At 54.2% G+C, this 18,788-nt stretch carries 17 protein-coding genes; 9 read left to right on the top strand and 8 right to left on the bottom strand.

Annotated elements, in window-relative coordinates; genetic code table 11:
• The first annotated feature begins 17 nt into the window (after positions 1-17).
• From KKG35_15935 to KKG35_15925, 3 genes are read left to right on the top strand one after another with little or no spacing between them, the layout of a single operon-like run.
• On the top strand, positions 18-896 hold the full coding sequence (locus tag KKG35_15935; protein ID MBU1739620.1) for a DUF4438 domain-containing protein: 879 nt from the start codon (positions 18-20) through the stop codon (positions 894-896).
• A gap of 30 nt (positions 897-926) precedes the next feature.
• Positions 927-1,478, top strand: coding sequence for an orotate phosphoribosyltransferase (pyrE, locus tag KKG35_15930; protein ID MBU1739619.1), 552 nt, complete (start codon positions 927-929; stop codon positions 1,476-1,478).
• A gap of 43 nt (positions 1,479-1,521) precedes the next feature.
• Positions 1,522-1,665 carry a hypothetical protein gene (locus tag KKG35_15925; protein ID MBU1739618.1) on the top strand — a complete coding sequence of 48 codons (144 nt, stop codon included), beginning with the start codon at positions 1,522-1,524 and terminating at the stop codon, positions 1,663-1,665.
• An 88-nt stretch (positions 1,666-1,753) separates the two neighbouring features.
• Here the strand turns inward: KKG35_15925 and KKG35_15920 are convergent, their stop codons facing one another.
• Positions 1,754-2,077, bottom strand: coding sequence for a hypothetical protein (locus KKG35_15920; GenBank protein ID MBU1739617.1), 324 nt, complete (start codon positions 2,075-2,077; stop codon positions 1,754-1,756).
• A gap of 119 nt (positions 2,078-2,196) precedes the next feature.
• Positions 2,197-4,191: an RNB domain-containing ribonuclease gene (locus KKG35_15915; GenBank protein MBU1739616.1), complete on the bottom strand. Its 1,995-nt coding sequence runs from the start codon at positions 4,189-4,191 to the stop codon at positions 2,197-2,199.
• Between the two features lie 381 nt (positions 4,192-4,572).
• Here KKG35_15915 and era point away from each other — a divergent pair, with 381 nt between their 5' ends.
• Positions 4,573-5,469 (top strand): GTPase Era, encoded by an 897-nt coding sequence (gene era, locus KKG35_15910; protein MBU1739615.1) that lies wholly within the window; start codon positions 4,573-4,575, stop codon positions 5,467-5,469.
• Positions 5,470-5,477: 8 nt separating this feature from the next.
• On the opposite strand, the gene KKG35_15905 is transcribed toward era, so the two are convergent.
• The gene (locus KKG35_15905; protein MBU1739614.1) at positions 5,478-5,765 is read right to left on the bottom strand and encodes a hypothetical protein; all 288 of its coding nucleotides are present in this window, start codon (positions 5,763-5,765) and stop codon (positions 5,478-5,480) included.
• Positions 5,766-6,148: 383 nt separating this feature from the next.
• Here KKG35_15905 and KKG35_15900 point away from each other — a divergent pair, with 383 nt between their 5' ends.
• The gene (locus KKG35_15900) at positions 6,149-7,624 is read left to right on the top strand and encodes a glutamate--tRNA ligase (protein ID MBU1739613.1); all 1,476 of its coding nucleotides are present in this window, start codon (positions 6,149-6,151) and stop codon (positions 7,622-7,624) included.
• Between the two features lie 333 nt (positions 7,625-7,957).
• Complete coding sequence (locus KKG35_15895) at positions 7,958-9,637, top strand: glutamine--tRNA ligase/YqeY domain fusion protein (GenBank protein ID MBU1739612.1); 1,680 nt, start codon at positions 7,958-7,960, stop codon at positions 9,635-9,637.
• Between the two features lie 37 nt (positions 9,638-9,674).
• Here the strand turns inward: KKG35_15895 and KKG35_15890 are convergent, their stop codons facing one another.
• Positions 9,675-10,088, bottom strand: coding sequence for a hemerythrin family protein (locus KKG35_15890; GenBank protein ID MBU1739611.1), 414 nt, complete (start codon positions 10,086-10,088; stop codon positions 9,675-9,677).
• Between the two features lie 39 nt (positions 10,089-10,127).
• Positions 10,128-11,147, bottom strand: coding sequence for a class 1 fructose-bisphosphatase (gene fbp / locus KKG35_15885; protein ID MBU1739610.1), 1,020 nt, complete (start codon positions 11,145-11,147; stop codon positions 10,128-10,130).
• A 107-nt stretch (positions 11,148-11,254) separates the two neighbouring features.
• On the opposite strand from fbp, the gene KKG35_15880 reads away from it, so the two are divergent.
• Both KKG35_15880 and KKG35_15875 read left to right on the top strand, forming a co-directional pair.
• Positions 11,255-12,559, top strand: a complete 1,305-nt coding sequence (locus KKG35_15880; protein ID MBU1739609.1) for an MFS transporter — start codon at positions 11,255-11,257, stop codon at positions 12,557-12,559.
• Positions 12,546-13,022 (top strand): intradiol ring-cleavage dioxygenase, encoded by a 477-nt coding sequence (locus KKG35_15875; protein MBU1739608.1) that lies wholly within the window; start codon positions 12,546-12,548, stop codon positions 13,020-13,022. The genes KKG35_15880 and KKG35_15875 overlap by 14 nt, the downstream gene beginning before the upstream one ends.
• Before the next feature lie 160 nt (positions 13,023-13,182).
• On the opposite strand, the gene KKG35_15870 is transcribed toward KKG35_15875, so the two are convergent.
• Positions 13,183-13,644, bottom strand: a complete 462-nt coding sequence (locus KKG35_15870) for a HEAT repeat domain-containing protein (GenBank protein ID MBU1739607.1) — start codon at positions 13,642-13,644, stop codon at positions 13,183-13,185.
• Positions 13,645-13,942: 298 nt separating this feature from the next.
• The gene (locus tag KKG35_15865) at positions 13,943-14,770 is read right to left on the bottom strand and encodes an alpha/beta hydrolase (protein MBU1739606.1); all 828 of its coding nucleotides are present in this window, start codon (positions 14,768-14,770) and stop codon (positions 13,943-13,945) included.
• A 142-nt stretch (positions 14,771-14,912) separates the two neighbouring features.
• On the opposite strand from KKG35_15865, the gene KKG35_15860 reads away from it, so the two are divergent.
• On the top strand, positions 14,913-15,764 hold the full coding sequence (locus KKG35_15860) for a DUF4384 domain-containing protein (protein MBU1739605.1): 852 nt from the start codon (positions 14,913-14,915) through the stop codon (positions 15,762-15,764).
• Between the two features lie 382 nt (positions 15,765-16,146).
• Here the strand turns inward: KKG35_15860 and KKG35_15855 are convergent, their stop codons facing one another.
• Positions 16,147-18,573: a caspase family protein gene (locus KKG35_15855; GenBank protein ID MBU1739604.1), complete on the bottom strand. Its 2,427-nt coding sequence runs from the start codon at positions 18,571-18,573 to the stop codon at positions 16,147-16,149.
• Positions 18,574-18,788 lie beyond the last annotated feature (215 nt).

Below are 18,788 nucleotides of genomic sequence, written 5' to 3'. Positions count from 1 at the left end.
ACATACTGGTGCCTTTTATGCTCAAAAACAATAAAGAGAAACTGATCTGCCAGTCGGTAATCGGCGAGATAACCTCCCCACTCGGCGGCTTGAGCCCTTATCGAATTGATCCTGAAGGCAGATCCGGCATTTACCCGGGTGTTGGCGGAATCACTTACAACCTGCGAATCGGTGATCTGGCGACCGGACTCGTCGCCGACCATGTGGAACCGGGGGTCAGTATCAGTAATTTCACCCAATTTCAGGGGCAACCCGGCCCGAACCGAGCCCTCAATCAATTTTCCTGCGCCGGCAATGTCGCCACCGTTGTTTCCGGCGATGCCAAGGGAAAAACCGGCAGGGTAACCGGAAAGCACGGTGGCATCGAGCACGTTCTGGTTGACTTCGACAAGGATGTCCTTGAAAATCTGGTCATTGGCGACAAAATCCAGATCAAGGCCTGCGGTTGCGGTCTGGAACTGGAAGACTCCCCGGTAAAGGTGATGAACCTCGATCCGGGCCTGCTTGAAAAAATCGATATCACCATCCATGACGATGGCCGCCTTGAAGTCCCGGTGACCCACATTGTCCCGGCCCGGATCATGGGGTCCGGTATCGGCTCTTCCCATAGTCAGAGCGGAGATTACGACATTCAGCTTTTCGATGATGAAACGGTTGAAGAGTATCGTTTAAAGAATCTTCGCATCGGCGATTTTGTCGCCATCACCGATGCCGATGCTACTTATGGCCGGATCTACAAAACCGGCGGCGTGGTGATCGGCATCATCGTTCATTCCGACTGCGTTCTGGCCGGCCACGGCCCGGGGGCCATGGTGGTCATGAGTTCCAGAAACGGTCGCATTCACCCGAGAATTGACCCCCAGGCCAACCTGAAATATTACTTCAGCCAGATGTAACTTTATTCATCCAAAAAAAAGGACGGAACCTTGGATAACAGACAGAGACTGAAAGAAATCCTGCTTGAAAAATCATACCGGAAAGGCACCTTCAAACTTTCCTCCGGCAAAGAGTCCGATTTCTATATCGACGGCAAACAGACGACCCTCTCTGCGGAAGGGGCCTATCTCTGCGGCAAACTCATTTTTGAATTGCTTCAGGACAATCAAGTCCCGATTGAGGCGGTTGGCGGGATGACCCTGGGTGCAGACCCCCTGGTCACAGCCGTTTCCCTGGTGAGTTTTCTGGAACAGTCTCCGGTACCGGCCTTTATCGTCCGGAAAGAATCCAAGGGGCACGGCACCGGTCAGTATATCGAGGGGTTGAAAAACATGCCCGCCGGGGGCACGGTCGCCCTGCTGGAAGACGTTGTAACGACAGGCGGCACCCTGCTTCAGGTGATTGATCGCGTGGAAGCCCAGGGGTTTAAAGTGGGCCTGGTGGTGACCGTGGTTGACCGCCAGGAGGGCGGGGCCGAAGTTCTGGCTAAAAAAGGATACCCGCTGAAAGCCGTTTTTACCCGTGAGCAGTTATTGAGCTGAGAGGCCGTCTCCATTGATGAAATGCAAGCTGTGCGGAGGAAAAATGGAAGTCCTGCGGGCCTGCTGGAAGGTGCGGCTGAAATGCGTGAAATGCGGCAAGGAGTTTCACATCCATGAAGTCGCTGACCAGCTCGACGCTGAAACAGAGGCGCTCCTCGAACGTTACCCCTCGATTATTTACGACTGAACCTGCAAAGCGAAACACTGTTCGTTCAAAGAGGCGGAAAGTCTTTCTCCCTTCACCCTATCCGCCTCGGGTGTTTCAAAATTCCGGCTCACTCCGAACTGACAATCAGGTCGACACTGTTATGGCCGACTCCTTCAAGCCTGACTACATTTCCCTTCCATGAACCTGAAAGTTCACTCACATAGCCGGTCGAAAGCATGGTCAGATACAATTCTCCGCCGGTGGAACCTTTCTTCAGAACCAGATAGACGGTAGCGCCGCTGCCGGCAGGATAGCTTACCGGATCATCCGGGTTGGCCGCAATCGTCTCGTAAATGATCTTCTTCAATTCCAGGCTGACTCCGTTGGCAAGCACTACTTTCTCGCCATGCCTGAGCGTTATTTTTTCTTCAAATATTTTTTTCCCGAACATAAAACACCCCGAAAGCAGAAAAAATGAAATCAAGAGCGCCACGATGACAGACAGAAACGACAATCCGGATTTATTGAACATATTTTTCACCAGTCCAGTATTCATATTCCGGTGACGGCTCACCATTCCAACCGCAGGATATCGTCGAGCGGGCTTACCTTGGCAAGTTTTACCGTGATCATGTCGCCGGGCTCCACCCGGGCCCCCTGATTTGGCGGAAGATCCCCTTCCAGCAGAATGTCGGTCAATACCACCACGACTTTTCTCGGCCCCTTGTCAACCACCAGCGCCGGGAATCTTTCCCGGCCATCGGCTACAAGATACTTGAGCAGCCAGTAGCGATGCCGCAGCCGCCGCACCAGATTGGCCCTGCTGTTGAGCCTGGTGATGGAAGCGATAAATCCGTTCAGTTCGGATTTTGAAAACCGCATCCTCTCACCTTTCAGGATAGCCGAAAGCTGGTGCTGCATGACCAGATCGAAAAATCGCCTGATCGGTGAAGTCATGGTGGTGTATTGCACGGCCCCGACACAACTGTGGGGTTTGGGGGTGGTGGTGATCATTGCCGGTCGCAGATATTTCCGCTGCCGTAAATTGAGATACAACTCCCGGTGGAAACCCTCGCTCAACCGCCGGTGCGGAGCTTCCTGGCTGCGAAACAATCCCGGGACCTCCCGATCGGCCACATATGAGGCGCCAAGGGTGTTCGCGAGGACCATGAATTCGGCAATCAGCGCCCTGGCTCCGGAATCGGCATCGGCCAGGGTGACCCTGATTTCTCCATCCTCTGCGAAATCGATCAGCACATCGGGGATGGGCATCAGCAATGCGCCATTATCGATCCTGTTTTTTCTTAATACCTGCCCCAATCTGTCCAGGGGAGCGAGTTCAGGATCGTCAGCAAGCAGGGAGTTCGCCTCTTCATACGACAGCTGCCTGCGGACCCTGACCACCCCCCGGACGACCTTATATTCAAGCACCTCTCCAGCGGGTGTGAGAAGCGCAAGGACGCTGATTACCGGCCGGATCCGGTCTTTCACCAGACTGCAGGCCCCCTCTGAGAGCTCGGCAGGCAGCATGGGTATCTGACGATCGGCGAAATAGAGGGAGGTGCATCTTTTTTCGGCTTCCAGGAACAGGGGGCTGCGCGGTTTGACATAGCGTGACACATCGGCGACATGAATGCCGACCCGGAAGTTTTCCCCGATTTTTTCAATATGCAGGGCATCATCAAAATCCCGGGTCAACGCGCCATCAATGGTAATGAGCGGCAAATCGGTCAGATCCCGATACCCGTCGGCCAGAAGTTCATCAAGATCCGGTTCAATACAGGATGCAGCCTCGGCCTGAACTTCTTCGGGAAAATCCGTCGGCACCTCGAACCGTTCAAGATAGTAATTCTCATCCTGCTGCCAGAAACCTGCCTTGACAAGGAGGTGATAGGGATCATGATCGCCGTTGAATCCTGCCTGTTTCAGCAACTCACGAGCCAGGGCGCTGTCTTCGAAATCGTTTCCGTAGAGATAATAACCCCGGACCAGGTCAAGGATTCTCTTTCTCGCAGGATGATCATCAGTCGCCCCATCCCCCTTCTCAATGGCTAAAAGAATGGATCCTCCTTCCGCAAGAAACGTTTCGCTTTCCTTTTCTCGCTCGGCCCTTTCCCTAAGCTGCGCCACCACCTCCGGAGGATGGACGACGATCAGACCTTCCCGGAATTTGAAAAAGAAACGGTCGGCGAACACGGCACGTAAAAAAGCCGCGACCTGCTCTTCGGAGGGTTCTTCGCCAAAACACAGTCCGGCAAGGAAAAGGGGAGTAAAACTCTCCTGCCCCCCTTCACTCGCAAGCTCCCAGATGGCATCGAGATCAATCTCTTCAGAGAGCCGCTGCCGTTCATTGTTTACAGCCTGAAGCAGTCGCTGCACATCCTCCCGGCTCTCCCCACCATCGTAAGATTGCACGGTTTTGTGGAGAATCCTGGCCGCAGGCAGCTTGACCTCCCGTCCGTTCTGGTTCAGGACCCGCAATCGCTTGGGGTCATCCTCCATCACCAGAGCGCAGATAAATTTGCCATGCTCGATATATTCGACGATTCTGCCCGAGTGGGCCATAGTTGAATCCTGAGTTTGCTGTTATTTAAGAATCCAGTCCCTGAGCAGGCCGCGGTAAAACCGGCGGGAGTTCCGCCAGCCTCCCCTTTTACATTACAAACCGAACATCCAATATCCGACAAGGAATATCCACTGATGAAGGTATAAAATTACCGAGAGGGTGAAGGGGAAACTATTACCCGGAACCGGAAACTTCCGTTTTGAATCCTGCCTGCCCGGAAGGCTGATGGTCCTGGATCGCTTTCAAACAGGACATGTTTTCCAAAAAGAGTTTATCTAACAGGAAAGGTCCGGTTTGTCATCAATTAGCATGCCATGAACAGCGAAAGAGGCTATATTGACCGTCCGGCATAAACCATTTTGAAGAGAGACCCGTTATTCATGGCAGATCAGCAGAAAATAAAGTCCGGGGTGGTTGCCCTGGTCGGCCCGCCGAATGTCGGGAAATCCACCCTGCTCAATTCCCTTCTCGGACAGAAGATATCCATCGTCTCCCCGAAACCGCAGACCACCCGAAACCGCATTCTCGGCATCCTGAACGGCCCGGACCATCAGTTGTTGCTCCTCGACACACCCGGAGTGCACAAGGCCAGAAGCCCGCTGAATATCGAGATGGTCAGGATCGCCATGGAAACCCTCGACGAGGTTGATGCCATCCTTTTCATGATCGATGTCACCCTGCCTCTACCCACCCCGGCCAAAAATCCGGCCCATATCCTCCAGGGCACCAGACATCCGGCCATTCTCCTGCTCAACAAGATCGACCTGGTCCCCCCGGAGAAACTGCTGCCGATTCTTGAAGTCTATAAAGAGATTTTCCCCTTCAGGGCGATCATCCCGATCTCGGCCCTGCGGAATGACGGCTGTGAAATTCTTCTGCAGGAACTCCTGCCCCTGATCCCCGAAGGACCGAAACTCTACCCGGATGATATCCCGACCGATGCGACCGAGCGTTTTATTGTGGCGGAGATCATCCGGGAAAAGATCTTTCTTGAAACTCGAGATGAAGTCCCCTACTCGACTGCGGTGATCATTGACCGATTCAAGGAGGACGAGCAAAAAAAAATGGTGACCATCGATGCCACCATTCTTGTGGAACAGAACTCCCAGAAAGGGATCATCATCGGCAGGCAGGGATCAATGCTCGTTAAAATCGGCAGTACGGCCCGGCATGATATTGAAACCCTGTTGGGTCAGAAGGTCCTGTTGAAACTGTTTGTGAAAGTCGAGAAGAACTGGACGAAAAACCCGCGGATTCTCCAGGAGCTGGGTTTTTAAAGCAGGAATCACACGATAATGTCCACCGGCGACAATGGCTTTCCACTGCTTCTGCCGGGCTTTTGATCATCGCCCCGGCCGGTTCCGCTCTGATCGGAAACCTCTTCGGAGGTTTTTACCGCCCGGCTGCTTGCAAGGGCTGCCGCAGAAAGCTCCGCAACCACCGCCGGTCCGGCATCACCCGCCAGCCCGCCTCCTGAATCAGTTTTCCTTTCGGGTGGACCTGATTTCTCCCCCGGAACCTGTTCCCTTGTTACCGCATAAATGTTTGCCGCATTTGCCTTATCAACAATCATGAACCTCGCTCCTCAATATATGATTTCTTTGCCAGTGCAGTCTGAACAGCATCAACCAGGATCTTCAGTTGAAAAGGCTTTTCCACTGCCCCGCAAAATCCATACTCTTTACAACATACCATGACCGGATCTCTATATGATTATGGGCCAGGCCGATTTGCAAAGTCAATGCTTGACAATAAATCGGTCAGGCGTATTGAATCTGGAGGGGAAAAGTTATATAAAGCTTGATCGCAAGATGGCCGCTCCGGCGCCAGATGAATAACCGGACCCCCGAATCACCATCCCTTTCGGGTTGGCGGATGAGCGGATCGGGGTGCCATTGGAATTTCTTTTTTTTGTTTTTCAAGAATCGGAAGCACAATATTTTCAGGAGACAGCGCATGTCGGAAGTACGAGTCAGATTTCCACCGAGCCCTACCGGCTACCTGCATATCGGCGGGGCGAGAACCGCGATCTACAACTGGCTGTTCGCGAAAAAGCATAACGGCAAGCTGATTCTGCGGATCGAGGATACCGATACCGAAAGATCCACCCAGGGCTCGATCGACGGGATTATCGAAGGGCTGGAATGGCTCGGGATCGACTGGGATGAGGGGCCGTATTTCCAGACCGATTTCGCAGCCGATCACGTGGCCGCCGCCAACCGGCTGATGGCGGAAGGACATGCCTATAAATGTTTCTGCACCAAGGAAGACCTCGACGCCAAAAGAGAGGCCGCCCTCGCGGCCAAACAGCCGGTCAGATACGACGGCGCCTGCCGTAATCTCACCCCCGGGCAGGTGGCCGAAAAAGAGGCGGCCGGAATTCCTTCGGTGGTCAGGTTTAAAGTCCCGGAGCGAAGCGGCGCCGTCGGTTACGATGACAAGGTCCTGGGTCGCATCGAACAGGCCTACAGCGAAATCTCCGATTTTGTCATCGTCCGCTCCAATGGCAAGCCGCTCTATCTGCTCTGCAATGTGGTTGACGATATCAGAGACCGAATCACCCACATCATCCGCGGCCAGGACCACAAGGACAATACCAACCGCCAGATTCTGCTCTATGAAGCGCTTGGCGCGCCGGTTCCGGTTTTCGCCCACATGCCGTTGACCATGGATATCAAAGGCGCCAAGATCTCCAAGAGGAGTCACGGCGAGGTGGTCGCCGTACAATTTTACAAAAGCAACGGCTTTCTGCCCTGGGCGCTGGCCAATTTCCTGGTTCTTCTCGGCTGGTCCCCCGGCGATGACCGGGAGATTTTTTCCAGAGAGGAGCTGATCGAGGCGTTCACCCTGGAAAAGATCAATAAAGCAAGCTCCATCTTCAATCACCGCAAGGACGATCCGAAGTTCTTCACCGATCCGAAGGCGATCAGCATCAACGCCCATTATCTGCGGACCATGCCGGTGGAAGAGCTGGCCGGAATGGTACGGAAAGAGCTTGCGGCCGAAGGATTGTGGGATGAGGCATACAATGCGAACCGGCGCGACTGGTTTTTAAAGACCATCGAGATGATCCGGGACCGTTTCCACACCCTGAAGGATTTCTCTTCGGCCGGCAGGGCCTATTTTTCCGACGATTTCCCGGTCGATGAGGGCGCGCTGGAAAAGAATCTGCTGAAACAGCCGGAGCTTGCGCAGTGGCTGCCGGAACTCGCCGACCGCTTCGCGGAACTCCCAGATTTCACCAAGGATGAAACGGAGCGGGTCGCCCGAGAGTTCTGTGCAGAGAAAGAAGTGAAGGTCGGCATTCCGATCAACGGCGCCCGGGCAGTGATCACCGGACAGATCAAAGGGCCCAGCATGTTTGAGCTCTTTGAGTTGTTCGGCAAGGAGATTGTGGTCAAAAGACTGCGGGACGCTCCGAAATATTTTTAAATACAGAATTCAGGAGCCAGGAGTCAGAAGTCAGGAGAAAGATTGTTGTATTCTGCCGGGTTTTCTCCATATTAAGGACCCTTGCTTCTTAAACTTCTTTTTCCAGATACCACTAACAAGACTATCCGGGAGTATCTGACGCCGGAATTCAGGAGTCGGGGGACAACATTTACCCAGAGAGTATAATCGTTATTCCAACAGATTCTGGATTCTGACTTCTGGCTTCTTGGGAGTCAGAACATCCATGCTATTCTGTAACTTATACTGCGGCAGATAGCGAACGGCGTGAAACTTCGAGCTGCAGAGTATTTATCACCCTAAAAGAGAACAAATATGACATCGGAAGCAAAACCCAGAGACTTCATCCGGGCGATCATCGAACAGGACATCGCCACCGGAAAACATACACGGATCGTGACCCGTTTCCCGCCGGAGCCGAACGGTTATCTGCACATCGGCCACGCCAAGTCGATCTGCCTGAATTTCGGCATCTCAACCGAATTTGCCGACAGCCGCTGTCACCTTCGTTTCGATGACACCAATCCCAGCAAGGAAGAACAGGAGTATGTCGATTCGATCAAGGACAACGTCCGCTGGCTCGGATTCGACTGGGGAGAACATCTCTATTTCGCGTCCGACTATTTTGACGAATTGTACGCTTTCGCGGAGCATCTCATTCAAGAGGGCAAGGCCTACGTCTGCGACCTGACCCCGGAAGAGATCCGGGAGTATCGGGGAACACTGACCGAACCCGGCAGGAACAGCCCCTACCGGGAAAGATCGCCGGAAGAGAACCTCGATCTTTTCCGCAAAATGCGCGCAGGGGAGTTCCCCGACGGCAGCCGGGTATTACGGGCAAAAATCGACATGACCTCGGGCAATATCAACATGCGTGACCCGGTCCTCTACCGGATTCTCCGGGCCACCCATCACCGGACCGGCGACAAGTGGTGCATCTACCCGATGTACGACTATACCCACCCGATCTCGGACGCTCTCGAGCATATCACCCACTCGCTCTGCACCCTCGAGTTTGAAGATCACAGACCTCTCTATGACTGGACCTGCGACAATACCCCGGTCCCGTGCCACCCCAGGCAGATCGAGTTTGCCCGCCTGAACCTCAACTACACCGTGGTCAGCAAGAGAAAACTCCTGAAACTGGTCCAGGGCGGGCACGTCAGCGGCTGGGACGACCCGCGGATGCCGACGCTCTCGGGGATCAGACGACGCGGCTACACCCCGGCCTCGATCCGGTCCTTCTGCGACAAGATCGGCCTCGCGAAAGGCGATTCGGTGGTCGACATGGCCATTCTCGAACACTGTATCCGCGAAGACTTGAACGACAAGGCTCCAAGGGTGATGGGGGTGCTCGAACCACTCAAGGTGGTGATCACCAATTATCCGGAAGATCAGGTCGAAGAAATGGAGGCGCAGAACCATCCGCAAAATCCAGAGATGGGCAACCGAAAAGTCCCTTTCTGCAGGGAGATCTACATTGAAAAATCCGACTTCATGGAGGAGGCCCCGGCGAAATTCCACCGGCTTGCACCGGACCGGGAGGTGCGCCTCCGGTACGCCTATGTCGTTCAGCTTGAAAAAGTGGTCAAGGACAGCAACGGCAATCTGACGGCGATCCACTGCACCTATGATCCGGAGACCCGGGGCGGCAACACTCCCGACGGCCGCAAGATCAAAGGCACCATCCACTGGGTCTCGGCCCGTCATGCGGTGGACGCCGAGGTCAGGCTTTACGACCGACTTTTCACCGAAGAAGCGCCTGAGTCCAAAGACCGGGATTTTCTCGATGTGCTCAACCCGGATTCACTCAAAGTACTTTCCGGCTGCAAACTCGAACCATTTCTGAAAGGGGCGGCAGCAGACGTCAACTACCAGTTCGAACGCACGGGCTATTTCTGCCTGGACGGCAAGGATGCAACACCGGACCACCTTGTTTTCAACCGCACCGTCACCCTGCGCGACTCGTGGGAGAAGATGAAGGAAAAAGCTTAGCAAACAAGACAAATCGGCAAAGAGGCGCAATCCGCCTTCAGACAATCTTCGGACTTTCGAGACCTTTTTTGATCAGGAATTCCGCAAGCGTCTTGTCGATCACCTGGAGGTGGGTCGACACCCATAAGCTCAACTTGTCAAACAGTTCGATCGAGGTTTTCTTTTCCTGATAGATGCAGCCCGATTTGAACTTCCTGAACTCCTCGGAAAACTTCCGGTGCTGTTTGATATGCTCCAGGGCATGGGGATAATTGTATTTCTTCATGTACACTTCTTCCAGGGCGAAATGATCGTTGATGTAGTTGCCGAGAAAACCGATCATCCCATAGAAGTCGTTCTTGTCCGCACCTTCCCGGATCGCCTTTTCAAGCTCAACCATTCGGTCGATCAGTTCCTTGTGCTGAAAGTCCTGCCAGATAAGACCCAGCCGGTAATCCTTGCCCCATTCCATAAAAGAACCTTTGAAAGATGCCCTTAAGCATCAACGTCTTTATCTGCTGCCGTTGAAAAACTCCTCGGCGATCTCAACATCGTTTTTACTGCCGATGACCAGCGGGACCCGCTGGTGGAGTGAATCAGGCTGAATATCCATGATCCTCCTGCCGTCATCGGTAATCGCCCTGCCGCCGGCCTGTTCGGCAATAAACGCCAGAGGCGCCGCTTCATAAAGCAGTCTCAGCTTCCCGGTGGATTTTTTCGGATTTTTGTTATCACGCGGGTAGAGAAAGATTCCTCCGGCGATCAGGTTCCGGTGAAAATCCGCCACCAGTGAACCAATATATCTTGCGCTGTACGGCCGGCCACTCGACTTATCCACCTCTTTAACATAAGAAACATACCGGTGCATCTCATCATGCCAGAAACTGCTGTTGCCTTCGTTGACACTGAAATACCTGCTGCGCTCGGGCGTCCTGATATCAGGGTGCGAGAGATAGAATTCACCCACCGTCGGGTCCAGGGTGAATCCATGCACTCCGTCGCCGGTGGTATAGACCAGCATGGTGCTTGACCCGTAGATAATATAGCCTGCGGCGATCTGTTTCGTCCCGGCCTGCAGCAGATCATCCTCGCAACCCGGGCAGCCGCCGTTTTTGGCCCTATGGATGGAAAAAATGGTGCCGATACTGACATTGACATCGATATTGGAAGAGCCGTCCAACGGATCGAACGCCAGGGTGTATTTCCCCTCGTAACCGGCAACGACCGGAATGGCATCCGCCTCTTCCTCGGAAGCCATGATCGATACATACCCGCAGCGGGCCATACGTCGTTTGATATTTGAATTGGCAAGGTCGTCAAGTTTCTGGACCTTTTCCCCCTGGATATTGGTATTCCCGGAAGAACCCAGAATATCGCCCAGTCCTGCCATATTGACTTCGGCGGAAATGGTTTTTGCTGCAACAATCAGCTCGCTTAAGAGTCCTGAAAGGTCGCCTGTTGCCTCCGGATGGAGGCGCTGACTGTCCATGATGTGACGGCTGACGGTTATCCCGTAAGGTTCGTTTTGCATTTCTCCTGTCGTCCCTTGAGCTTTGTGGTATGAAGTATGAAAAGATTATATGATCGACCTTTGATAAGATACCCGAAAAAAGATACCTCAGAAATCCTGAAAACACAATGACTACCCGCTCCTGCGACAGCGCCCGCCCGTATCTCCCGGTTGGCGACTGGCGCTCATACATTTCTCTGCTGCAGGGCAATCCCGCCTATCGACGGTTCTGGTCTGCAGGGATCATCAGCAATCTCGGCAACTGGCTCAATTACATCGCGATCTTTGTCCTTTTATCCAGACTCACCGGCAGCGGCCACGCCGTCGGCTGGTTCCTGATCGCTAAATTCATCCCGACCACCATCTTCGGGCCTGCCGCCGGAGTGATCGCCGACCGTTTCTCCAGAAAACGGATCATGATTCTTTCCGACCTTCTGCGGGTGGTGATCGTCCTCTCGTTTCTGGTAGTCAAAGAACCCGGTCAGGCCTGGCTCATCTACCTGCTCGCCTTTATCCAGGAGTCGGTCTGGACCTTTCACGACCCGGCCAGACGGGCCAGTGTGCCGAACCTCTGCCGCCCTGAAGAGCTGAACGTTGCCAACGCCCTGGGCGGCGCAACCTGGTCGATCATGCTCGCCTTCGGCGCAGCCCTCGGCGGATTCATCACCGCGCTTTTCAACTGGCAGACCGCGATCGTGATCGATGCCGCAACCTTTCTTCTTTCCGCACTCATCATGTCGACCCTCGTCATCCCCTCGCCGGCTCGGGAAAAAAGATCGACTCCGGGAGGATTCCTCCATTACACCGGCCTGCCGGACCTCCTTGAGGGATGCCGCTATGTGAAGGGCCATCACGAGGTCCTTCCCCTGTTGCTCGTCAAAAGCGGCTGGGCCATTTCCGGCGGGATCCTTGTTCTGCTCACCTGGTTCGGAGAAAATGTTTTTACCGGTTTCGGGGAGGGCAGCGGCAGCGGCATTCTCTACTCATTCAGGGGGATAGGCGCGGCCCTGGGCCCAATCCTCGCCTGGCGTATTTTAGGTGAAAGCAAACCGGCGATGTTCCGCGCCATCGCGTTGTCCTTCTATGTCGCTTCACTGGCCTATATCCTGTTCAGTCTGGCGCCCACCCTCCTTGCCGCAGTCCCCTTCGTTTTTCTCGGTCATCTGGGCGGCTCGGTCCAGTGGGTGTTTTCCACCAACCTTCTCCAGCGGATCGTGCCGGACCATTTCCGGGGCAGGGTTTTCGCCGCCGAAATGGCCTTGCTTACCCTGATTTTGAGCCTTTCCACCTGGTTCACCGGCGCCGCTCTCGACAGCGGCATGTCGCCAAGAATCGTTGCCCTGCGGCTCGCGCTGCTCTTTCTGTTGCCGGGGTCACTCTGGACACTCCGGCTTTTCCTCACTCGAAAAAGGAGAGAAAATGAAAACCGTTAAAATCATCCTGCTGATTCTCTTATTTGCAGCCATCGTCACTGCCTGCGAAACCGATCCGGCACAACAGGAAATCGGGCAGTGTCAGCCGACACCATACGATGAAATCGGCCCGTTCTACCGGGCAAACGCGCCGGAGAGGAACAAGGTCGGACAAGGTTATGTCTTGAGCGGGCAGATTCTCTCGGCCAAGGGCTGCCGTCCGCTGCCGAAAAGCAGAATCGAGTTCTGGCTGGTCAATCCGGAAGGGGAATACGATGACGCCCACCGGGCAACCGTCATTGCAGACCGCAAGGGAAGATACCGCTTCGCGTCAAACCGCCCTACCGACTACGTAGGCAGACTCCCGCATATCCACATCAAGATCACCGCAGAAGGACACGAGGAACTCATCACCCAGCACTACCCCAAAGAGGGAGAAAACAAGGCAACATTCGATATCGTTCTGGAAATCGCAAAAAAATAAAGCCGGAAACTCGAATCGATTTCAAGTTCCCGGCCTTATTTTTACCGCTGGCTCCCTGCTCTCTGGCTGCAGTCCCTGACTTCTGTCCTTTGCCTTCTTTCTCCCAGCTCCAGACTTCTGACTCCTATCTCCTAACTCCTAACTTTTCACTTCTCACTCCTCACTTTAAACTTCCCCTAATAAATTCCAGCCCGTCCTCAGCCCAGGATACTATCGCCGGATCATCGTGATCCAGGTACCGTTCAAACACCGGAATCAGTTCCGGATCTTTATAATAGCTCAAGGCCCGGATGATCTCACTGACCATCTCCTGGTCTTCCCCTTCATCAAGCTCCTGGACCAGACGATCCTTTACCCGGTTCGGAGTGACATCGGCGGCCTTTCTGATGCAAAGCTGACGGATCCGCCGGTCCTGGTTTTCCATCCCGTCCAGGATATCATCTTCCCGGTGATCCAGAAGACTGAAGATCGTGTGATACAACATCTCGTCGACCGCATCGTCACATTCCGCAGCGGAATAGATTTTAAGGAGATCCGGAAGATACCTCACCAGATCCCGCTCCTTGATATCCTCAAGAACCACGACCTGCTCCACCATGTCCATATCTCGAAATTTATCCAATGATACCATGCATTTACCTACAAGAAAGATATTCCTGAAACCAAACACTTTTCCACCCAGCGATCATGGTATCAAAATCAAAACCGCGAAAACAAGTTTCTTTGACAACAACATAAAACCAAATTACCACCACCTGCACCTCTCGGACCTGAGCCATAAAACGAAGTCTCGGACCGATCGAAATTCTCCATTGTCTTTTCAGAGGTTCTTAATGAATAACGGGCTCAGAAGAAGTCATGATCACTCTGCCGGAGAATTCACCAGGCATTGACCTTGTTCAAGATGGAAAAACGTTATTTTATGGGCAGCCTCGCAGCTCTTCTAATATAAGGGGCCATTTTTCCACCCAGCCGGCATGATGGTCCGTATCGGCGATCACCAGAAGCCGGCTGCCGGATTGGTCCGGCAAAGCGTCAAGGTATGACTGGACAATGGCCTCGGGGACAATGGTATCCTCGGATCCCACCAGGTGGATTTGTGGAACATGTTGCAGGGTGCCGGCATGGCGCATTGGGGTATCGGACCCCCACAATGGATCGACTCGGTGAAAAGCCGTCCAGCCGCTCACATCGAGGTTTGCGGCGATGGTGATCAGCCGGCACACATCCTCGCGCTGCCCGGACACCAGGGCGGCCAGAGTCCCTCCCCCTGAATACCCGATAAGGACAATGCGGCTGCTGCCTGAAATCACCCGGCCTTGATCCAGGGCCTGGTTGATCGCTCGGCTGACGGCTGTGCCGTAGCGGTGGCTGCTCCAGTATTCGGGGCGGCATTGACTGCCGGAGATGTATTGACACGGCCGGGCCAGATAGAGAACGTTGGCTGCCGGATCCCGGATGACAAGTTTCAAGGCCAGCGGGTTCCTGGGGGTCGGGTCGGCCGCCGGGCTGCGTTTGTTCCGCCAGGCTGCTCCATCCCCTTCCAGATAAACAACCAGTGGGGAAGAAGGATCGGTAAAGCGCTGAAAACCACGAATCGCAAATAACTCTGTCTGAAAAATCACCGGTACCAGGTTTCCCTGTTCGGCAAGTGATCCGGCAAGCTCTGTTTTGCTTTGGAAAATTGTACAACCACTGGTAAGAAGAATATTGAGGATCAGTATCCAGCTGAATAATTTAGAGGCCATAGGGAATATCATGGGAAATCTTTTTTTGCGCGGTACCCGGTTCATGCTGATTTCCGTCCGAAGCTGCAGTGTATTCATCATGTTGTGTTGTTTGTTCTTTTCCATGCCGGACGCGGGTTTCGCCTCTGACCGGAACGAAGAAATGTCCTTTGCCGAAGGGCTGACCGGGATTTTATCCCGACTGCCGGCAGGCAAGCGGGTGGCCTGTGGGGATTTTACCAGTAATGAGGGCAAAAAAACAAAATTGACCGCGGAAATAACGCAGCTCATTGAACCGATGGCGGTAGAGATCGGCAAGGAGCATGATCTGCAGTTTGTCGAGCGCCGGGATCTCAAGTTGATCATGGAGGAGTGGCAGCTCAATATGGCCGGTTTAACCGAAGGCGATGTCGGGGCACGGAGTCTCATTGATGCGGATTTTCTGCTCATCGGCAAGGTTCTCCTGGAAAAATCAAAAGTGCGCTGTGATCTGAAACTGTCCAATCTGCAGAATGGTGAAATTATTGCCACGGCCAGGGTCTGGCGCGAGGCGGACCCCGTCTATTATCAGTGGGTCGCCCAGGCCGAAGCTGAATCGGCCTCACTCTTGAGCAAGTCAAATCAGGCCACCAGCGCCGATACATTTTTGCGACTGTGGACCGATGCCCCGAAATATGAGATCGGTGATCGTATGAAAATATTTTTTGAAGTCGCCAAACCCCTTTATGTGAAGATTATCGACGTCACTCCGGCCGGTGATGTGATGACTATTTTTCCCAACCCCTATCAGCCTGATAATTTTTGCCAACCGGGGAGACGCTATCAGATCCCTCCTCCGGATGCCGACTTCAGCCTGGAAGTGACGCCGCCGGCGGGAGTGGATCGCATCAAGGCCATCGCCAGTGAAAAACCGTTACCGGTCAGCGAGGAGATCCGCACCCGGGGGATCCGCTTCACCAAAGAAGTCATGACGAGCTCCCCCACCAGGGCCAGTATTTCTTTTGCCATCAATTGAATGAACTCCCCCGGCCAAGTCGCGAGGGAACAGAAGTCAGCAGCCGGAATTCAGGAGTCAGAACGAACCGAACCACACTTCTCTTGCGGTTCCATTTTATCCTGGACCCTGACTCCTGGCGCACGCATTCCTCACCTGCGCACACTTCCCTCCCGCAATTTTCTCTGAATTATGGCAGCGAGCTGCGGGGAATTACACGCGAATTGAACTTCAATGAACTTGCCGGCGGCCGGGAAGATAGCATCAGGACAATTACCGACGGCTGGCCGAAATCATAAATCCGTGAACGTCCGAGGGCGGCGGGTGAATTTCTGACCCCGCCACCGAGCAATATCTTTGTATGTAATTACAGCCGCTTGAGGCGGCAGATGGTACTAAGCCGTCACGGATTCAGGGAAATGGCAAAGTCGATCCCCCTGGAGCTGGTAATGGGGCGTTGGGCGGAGGTGTTGTGCTTTTTAATGAGCAGCGGCATCTGCTCATTGATATAGGCCAGGACCTCCTGCACCGATATCCTGCCGTCGGACGGTTGCAGGTCTGCCTGTCCATCCAGGGCATTGAGCAGGGTAAAGGTAAAGACGCCGTGGCCCAGCTCTTCCAGTTCGCTGGCATATTGCTGACTGGTGGAGGCGGCGGCAATATGGATTCCGGTGGCCCGACTGAGCAGGGAAAAGGGACGTTGATCCTCAAAGGCGGCGAAGGCCTGCATCGCCGCCCCTGATTTACACGCATCCAGGAGCAGCACAATGCGCTGAGCCTGACTGTTGCCGAGGTGTTCCTGCAGTATTTTAGATGAGATCCCCTTGGCCCGGATACCCTGCTCATCTTTCAGGGCGCCCATATCATATGGTATGTAAAACCACTCATCCCCGACCGTTTCACCGTGTCCGGCAAAGTAGAGGACAATGGTGTCCCGGGCCGGGATACCCTCCATGTCGGCTAGCATCTTGCTCACCCCTTCCCGGGAGGCCTGACTGTCGAAAAGATGATGGGTCGAGATGTCGGCGAAAAATCCCGATTTCGCCCTGCCGAAATAGCCTGAGACCGCCCTGGCATCGGGGACCCCGAAATTCAGATTCAGGGCCGGGTTCAGATATGTATTGATCCCCACCACAAAAAGGTGCAAGACCGGAGGTTCAAGCGGCTTTGCGCCGCTATAGTTCACGACAATTTCCGCACCTTCGCTTTCAATGCGGTTTTTACCAAAACCTACGGCGCGGAAATGGTTTTCATCATCCTCCAGCGCGACCGTAAAGGTCTTTGTGGAATTATTCCCATTGTTGCTTCGGCCGACCATGCCCCCGGGAACAATCTTCTGATTGTGAAAGAGGCTGATGGAATCAATGCCGCCGCCTTCATCAATGGCCTCCACCTCCACAGTGATCTGTCGTTTTTGAAAGCTGCTGTCCGGTGAAGGGGATATGATGCGCACCTGGGGGGGCAGCTCAAAGCCGTCACTGATGCTGGGGAGATCACCCGAGGCGGGATCCTGACCGGCAAAGAGACGCCCGAGAAGGGCCGGTCGATAATATCCCTCAATAAAGCCATCCACCTTGAAGGCGCGTTTGCCGACGGTCCATAAAATGGCATCCAGTCGATCCTCGAGTTCGCCATCCAGGGTGCCGTCAAAATAACCGGCAGGACTCACCACGGCCCAGCCCTGCTTCATAGAAACCAGGCGCGCCATTTCCTCTCCGGACGCCGTATCCCAAAAACGGGAGGTTTTATCTGCGGAGCATGACAGCAGCTCTTTGCTGGAGGGGCTGTATTTGAGATCGTTGATGGCGCCGGTGTGCCCGGGCATTTCCTTGAGCAAGTTCCCCTGGGCTGCAGACCAGGTTTTGATGATGTTGTCATCTCCTGCCGAGGCGATCTCGGTGATGTTGGGGCTGAAGCTTACCGATCGCACCGCACCAACATGCCCGGTGATGGAAAGGAGCTCTTTCTTGGTGCCGACCTGCCACGAATGAATTTCCCCATTGGCCAGACCCGCCGCCATAAGGGCGCCGTCATTCCCCAGCGCGAGGGCCGTCACCACCTTGCGGTACTGGAATTCCCCCACCATTGCACCGGTCTGCCAGTTCCAGAGAATGACCTTGCCGGAGTCGTCCCCGGATGCGGCGAGAAAGCCGCTCTCCGCCACGGTGAGGGCGGTGAGGTTGGCTGAATGGCCATCGAAGGCGCGTATTTTTTTGCCGGTGTCCAGATCCCACACCCCGATTTGGGTTTTGCTGTCGGGGGCAAGACAGTATTGGCCTTCATAGGAAAATTCCGGCGCAGATCCGGCCCCGCCGGTGAATTTCAAGCCACGTGTTTTGAGCCCTTTTGCCGCAAACGGGGTAACGGCCAGGAGGGTTGGGTTGCCTGGCTGGGAGGTGTTGATTTCCCGAATGATGGTGTCCGTTGAGATATCCCGGAGCAATAATTTGCCGTGCCCGTCGACGGTGATCAGCCTGTCCTGTCCCGGCACAAAGGCCACCCCTTTGATTGGACTGGTTCCCCGGCTGAGAACGCTCTCCTGCCGGCCGGTCGTCATATCCCAGAGGTGGGCCATGCCACTGTCTCCAGCGGTAACAAACCACTGGCCGTCCCTGCTTATGGAGACACTGTTCATTGCCCCGGCATAGCGGGAACGAATGGTAAAGGAGGGTTTAAATATCTGCCTGGTATTGGTGCTGATGGCCTTGGCAATGGCTCTGGTTGCTGCAGGCCGAAATTTTGGGCCGCGGGCAAAAGCCGGGTCATGGAGGGCGGGAAGGATGATAAGGAGGCAGATAAGCAGGGTGATGATTCTCTTGCTGGAATCCATTGATTTCCTTTTCATTCTTTTAGGGGTCAAGGCATACGTATTATTCGAGAAGCTCTGAATGGGCGAACATGGAGCGGTGCTGAACACTTATGAAAATACAGAGAATAACGGTGTGAGTCCACCGGAATATTAATAGCTTGCGTCTGCCATTTTGGGTTTCCCAGGGAAACCTGACCATGGTATGATGGCCGGGATTTTCCCTTTGAGCTGTTTTT

Source organism: Pseudomonadota bacterium (assembly GCA_018823285.1).
GTDB lineage: Bacteria > Desulfobacterota > Desulfobulbia > Desulfobulbales > JAGXFP01 > JAHJIQ01.
Note: the sequence above shows the minus strand (reverse complement) of the source record. Positions and strands in the feature narration are given on the sequence as shown.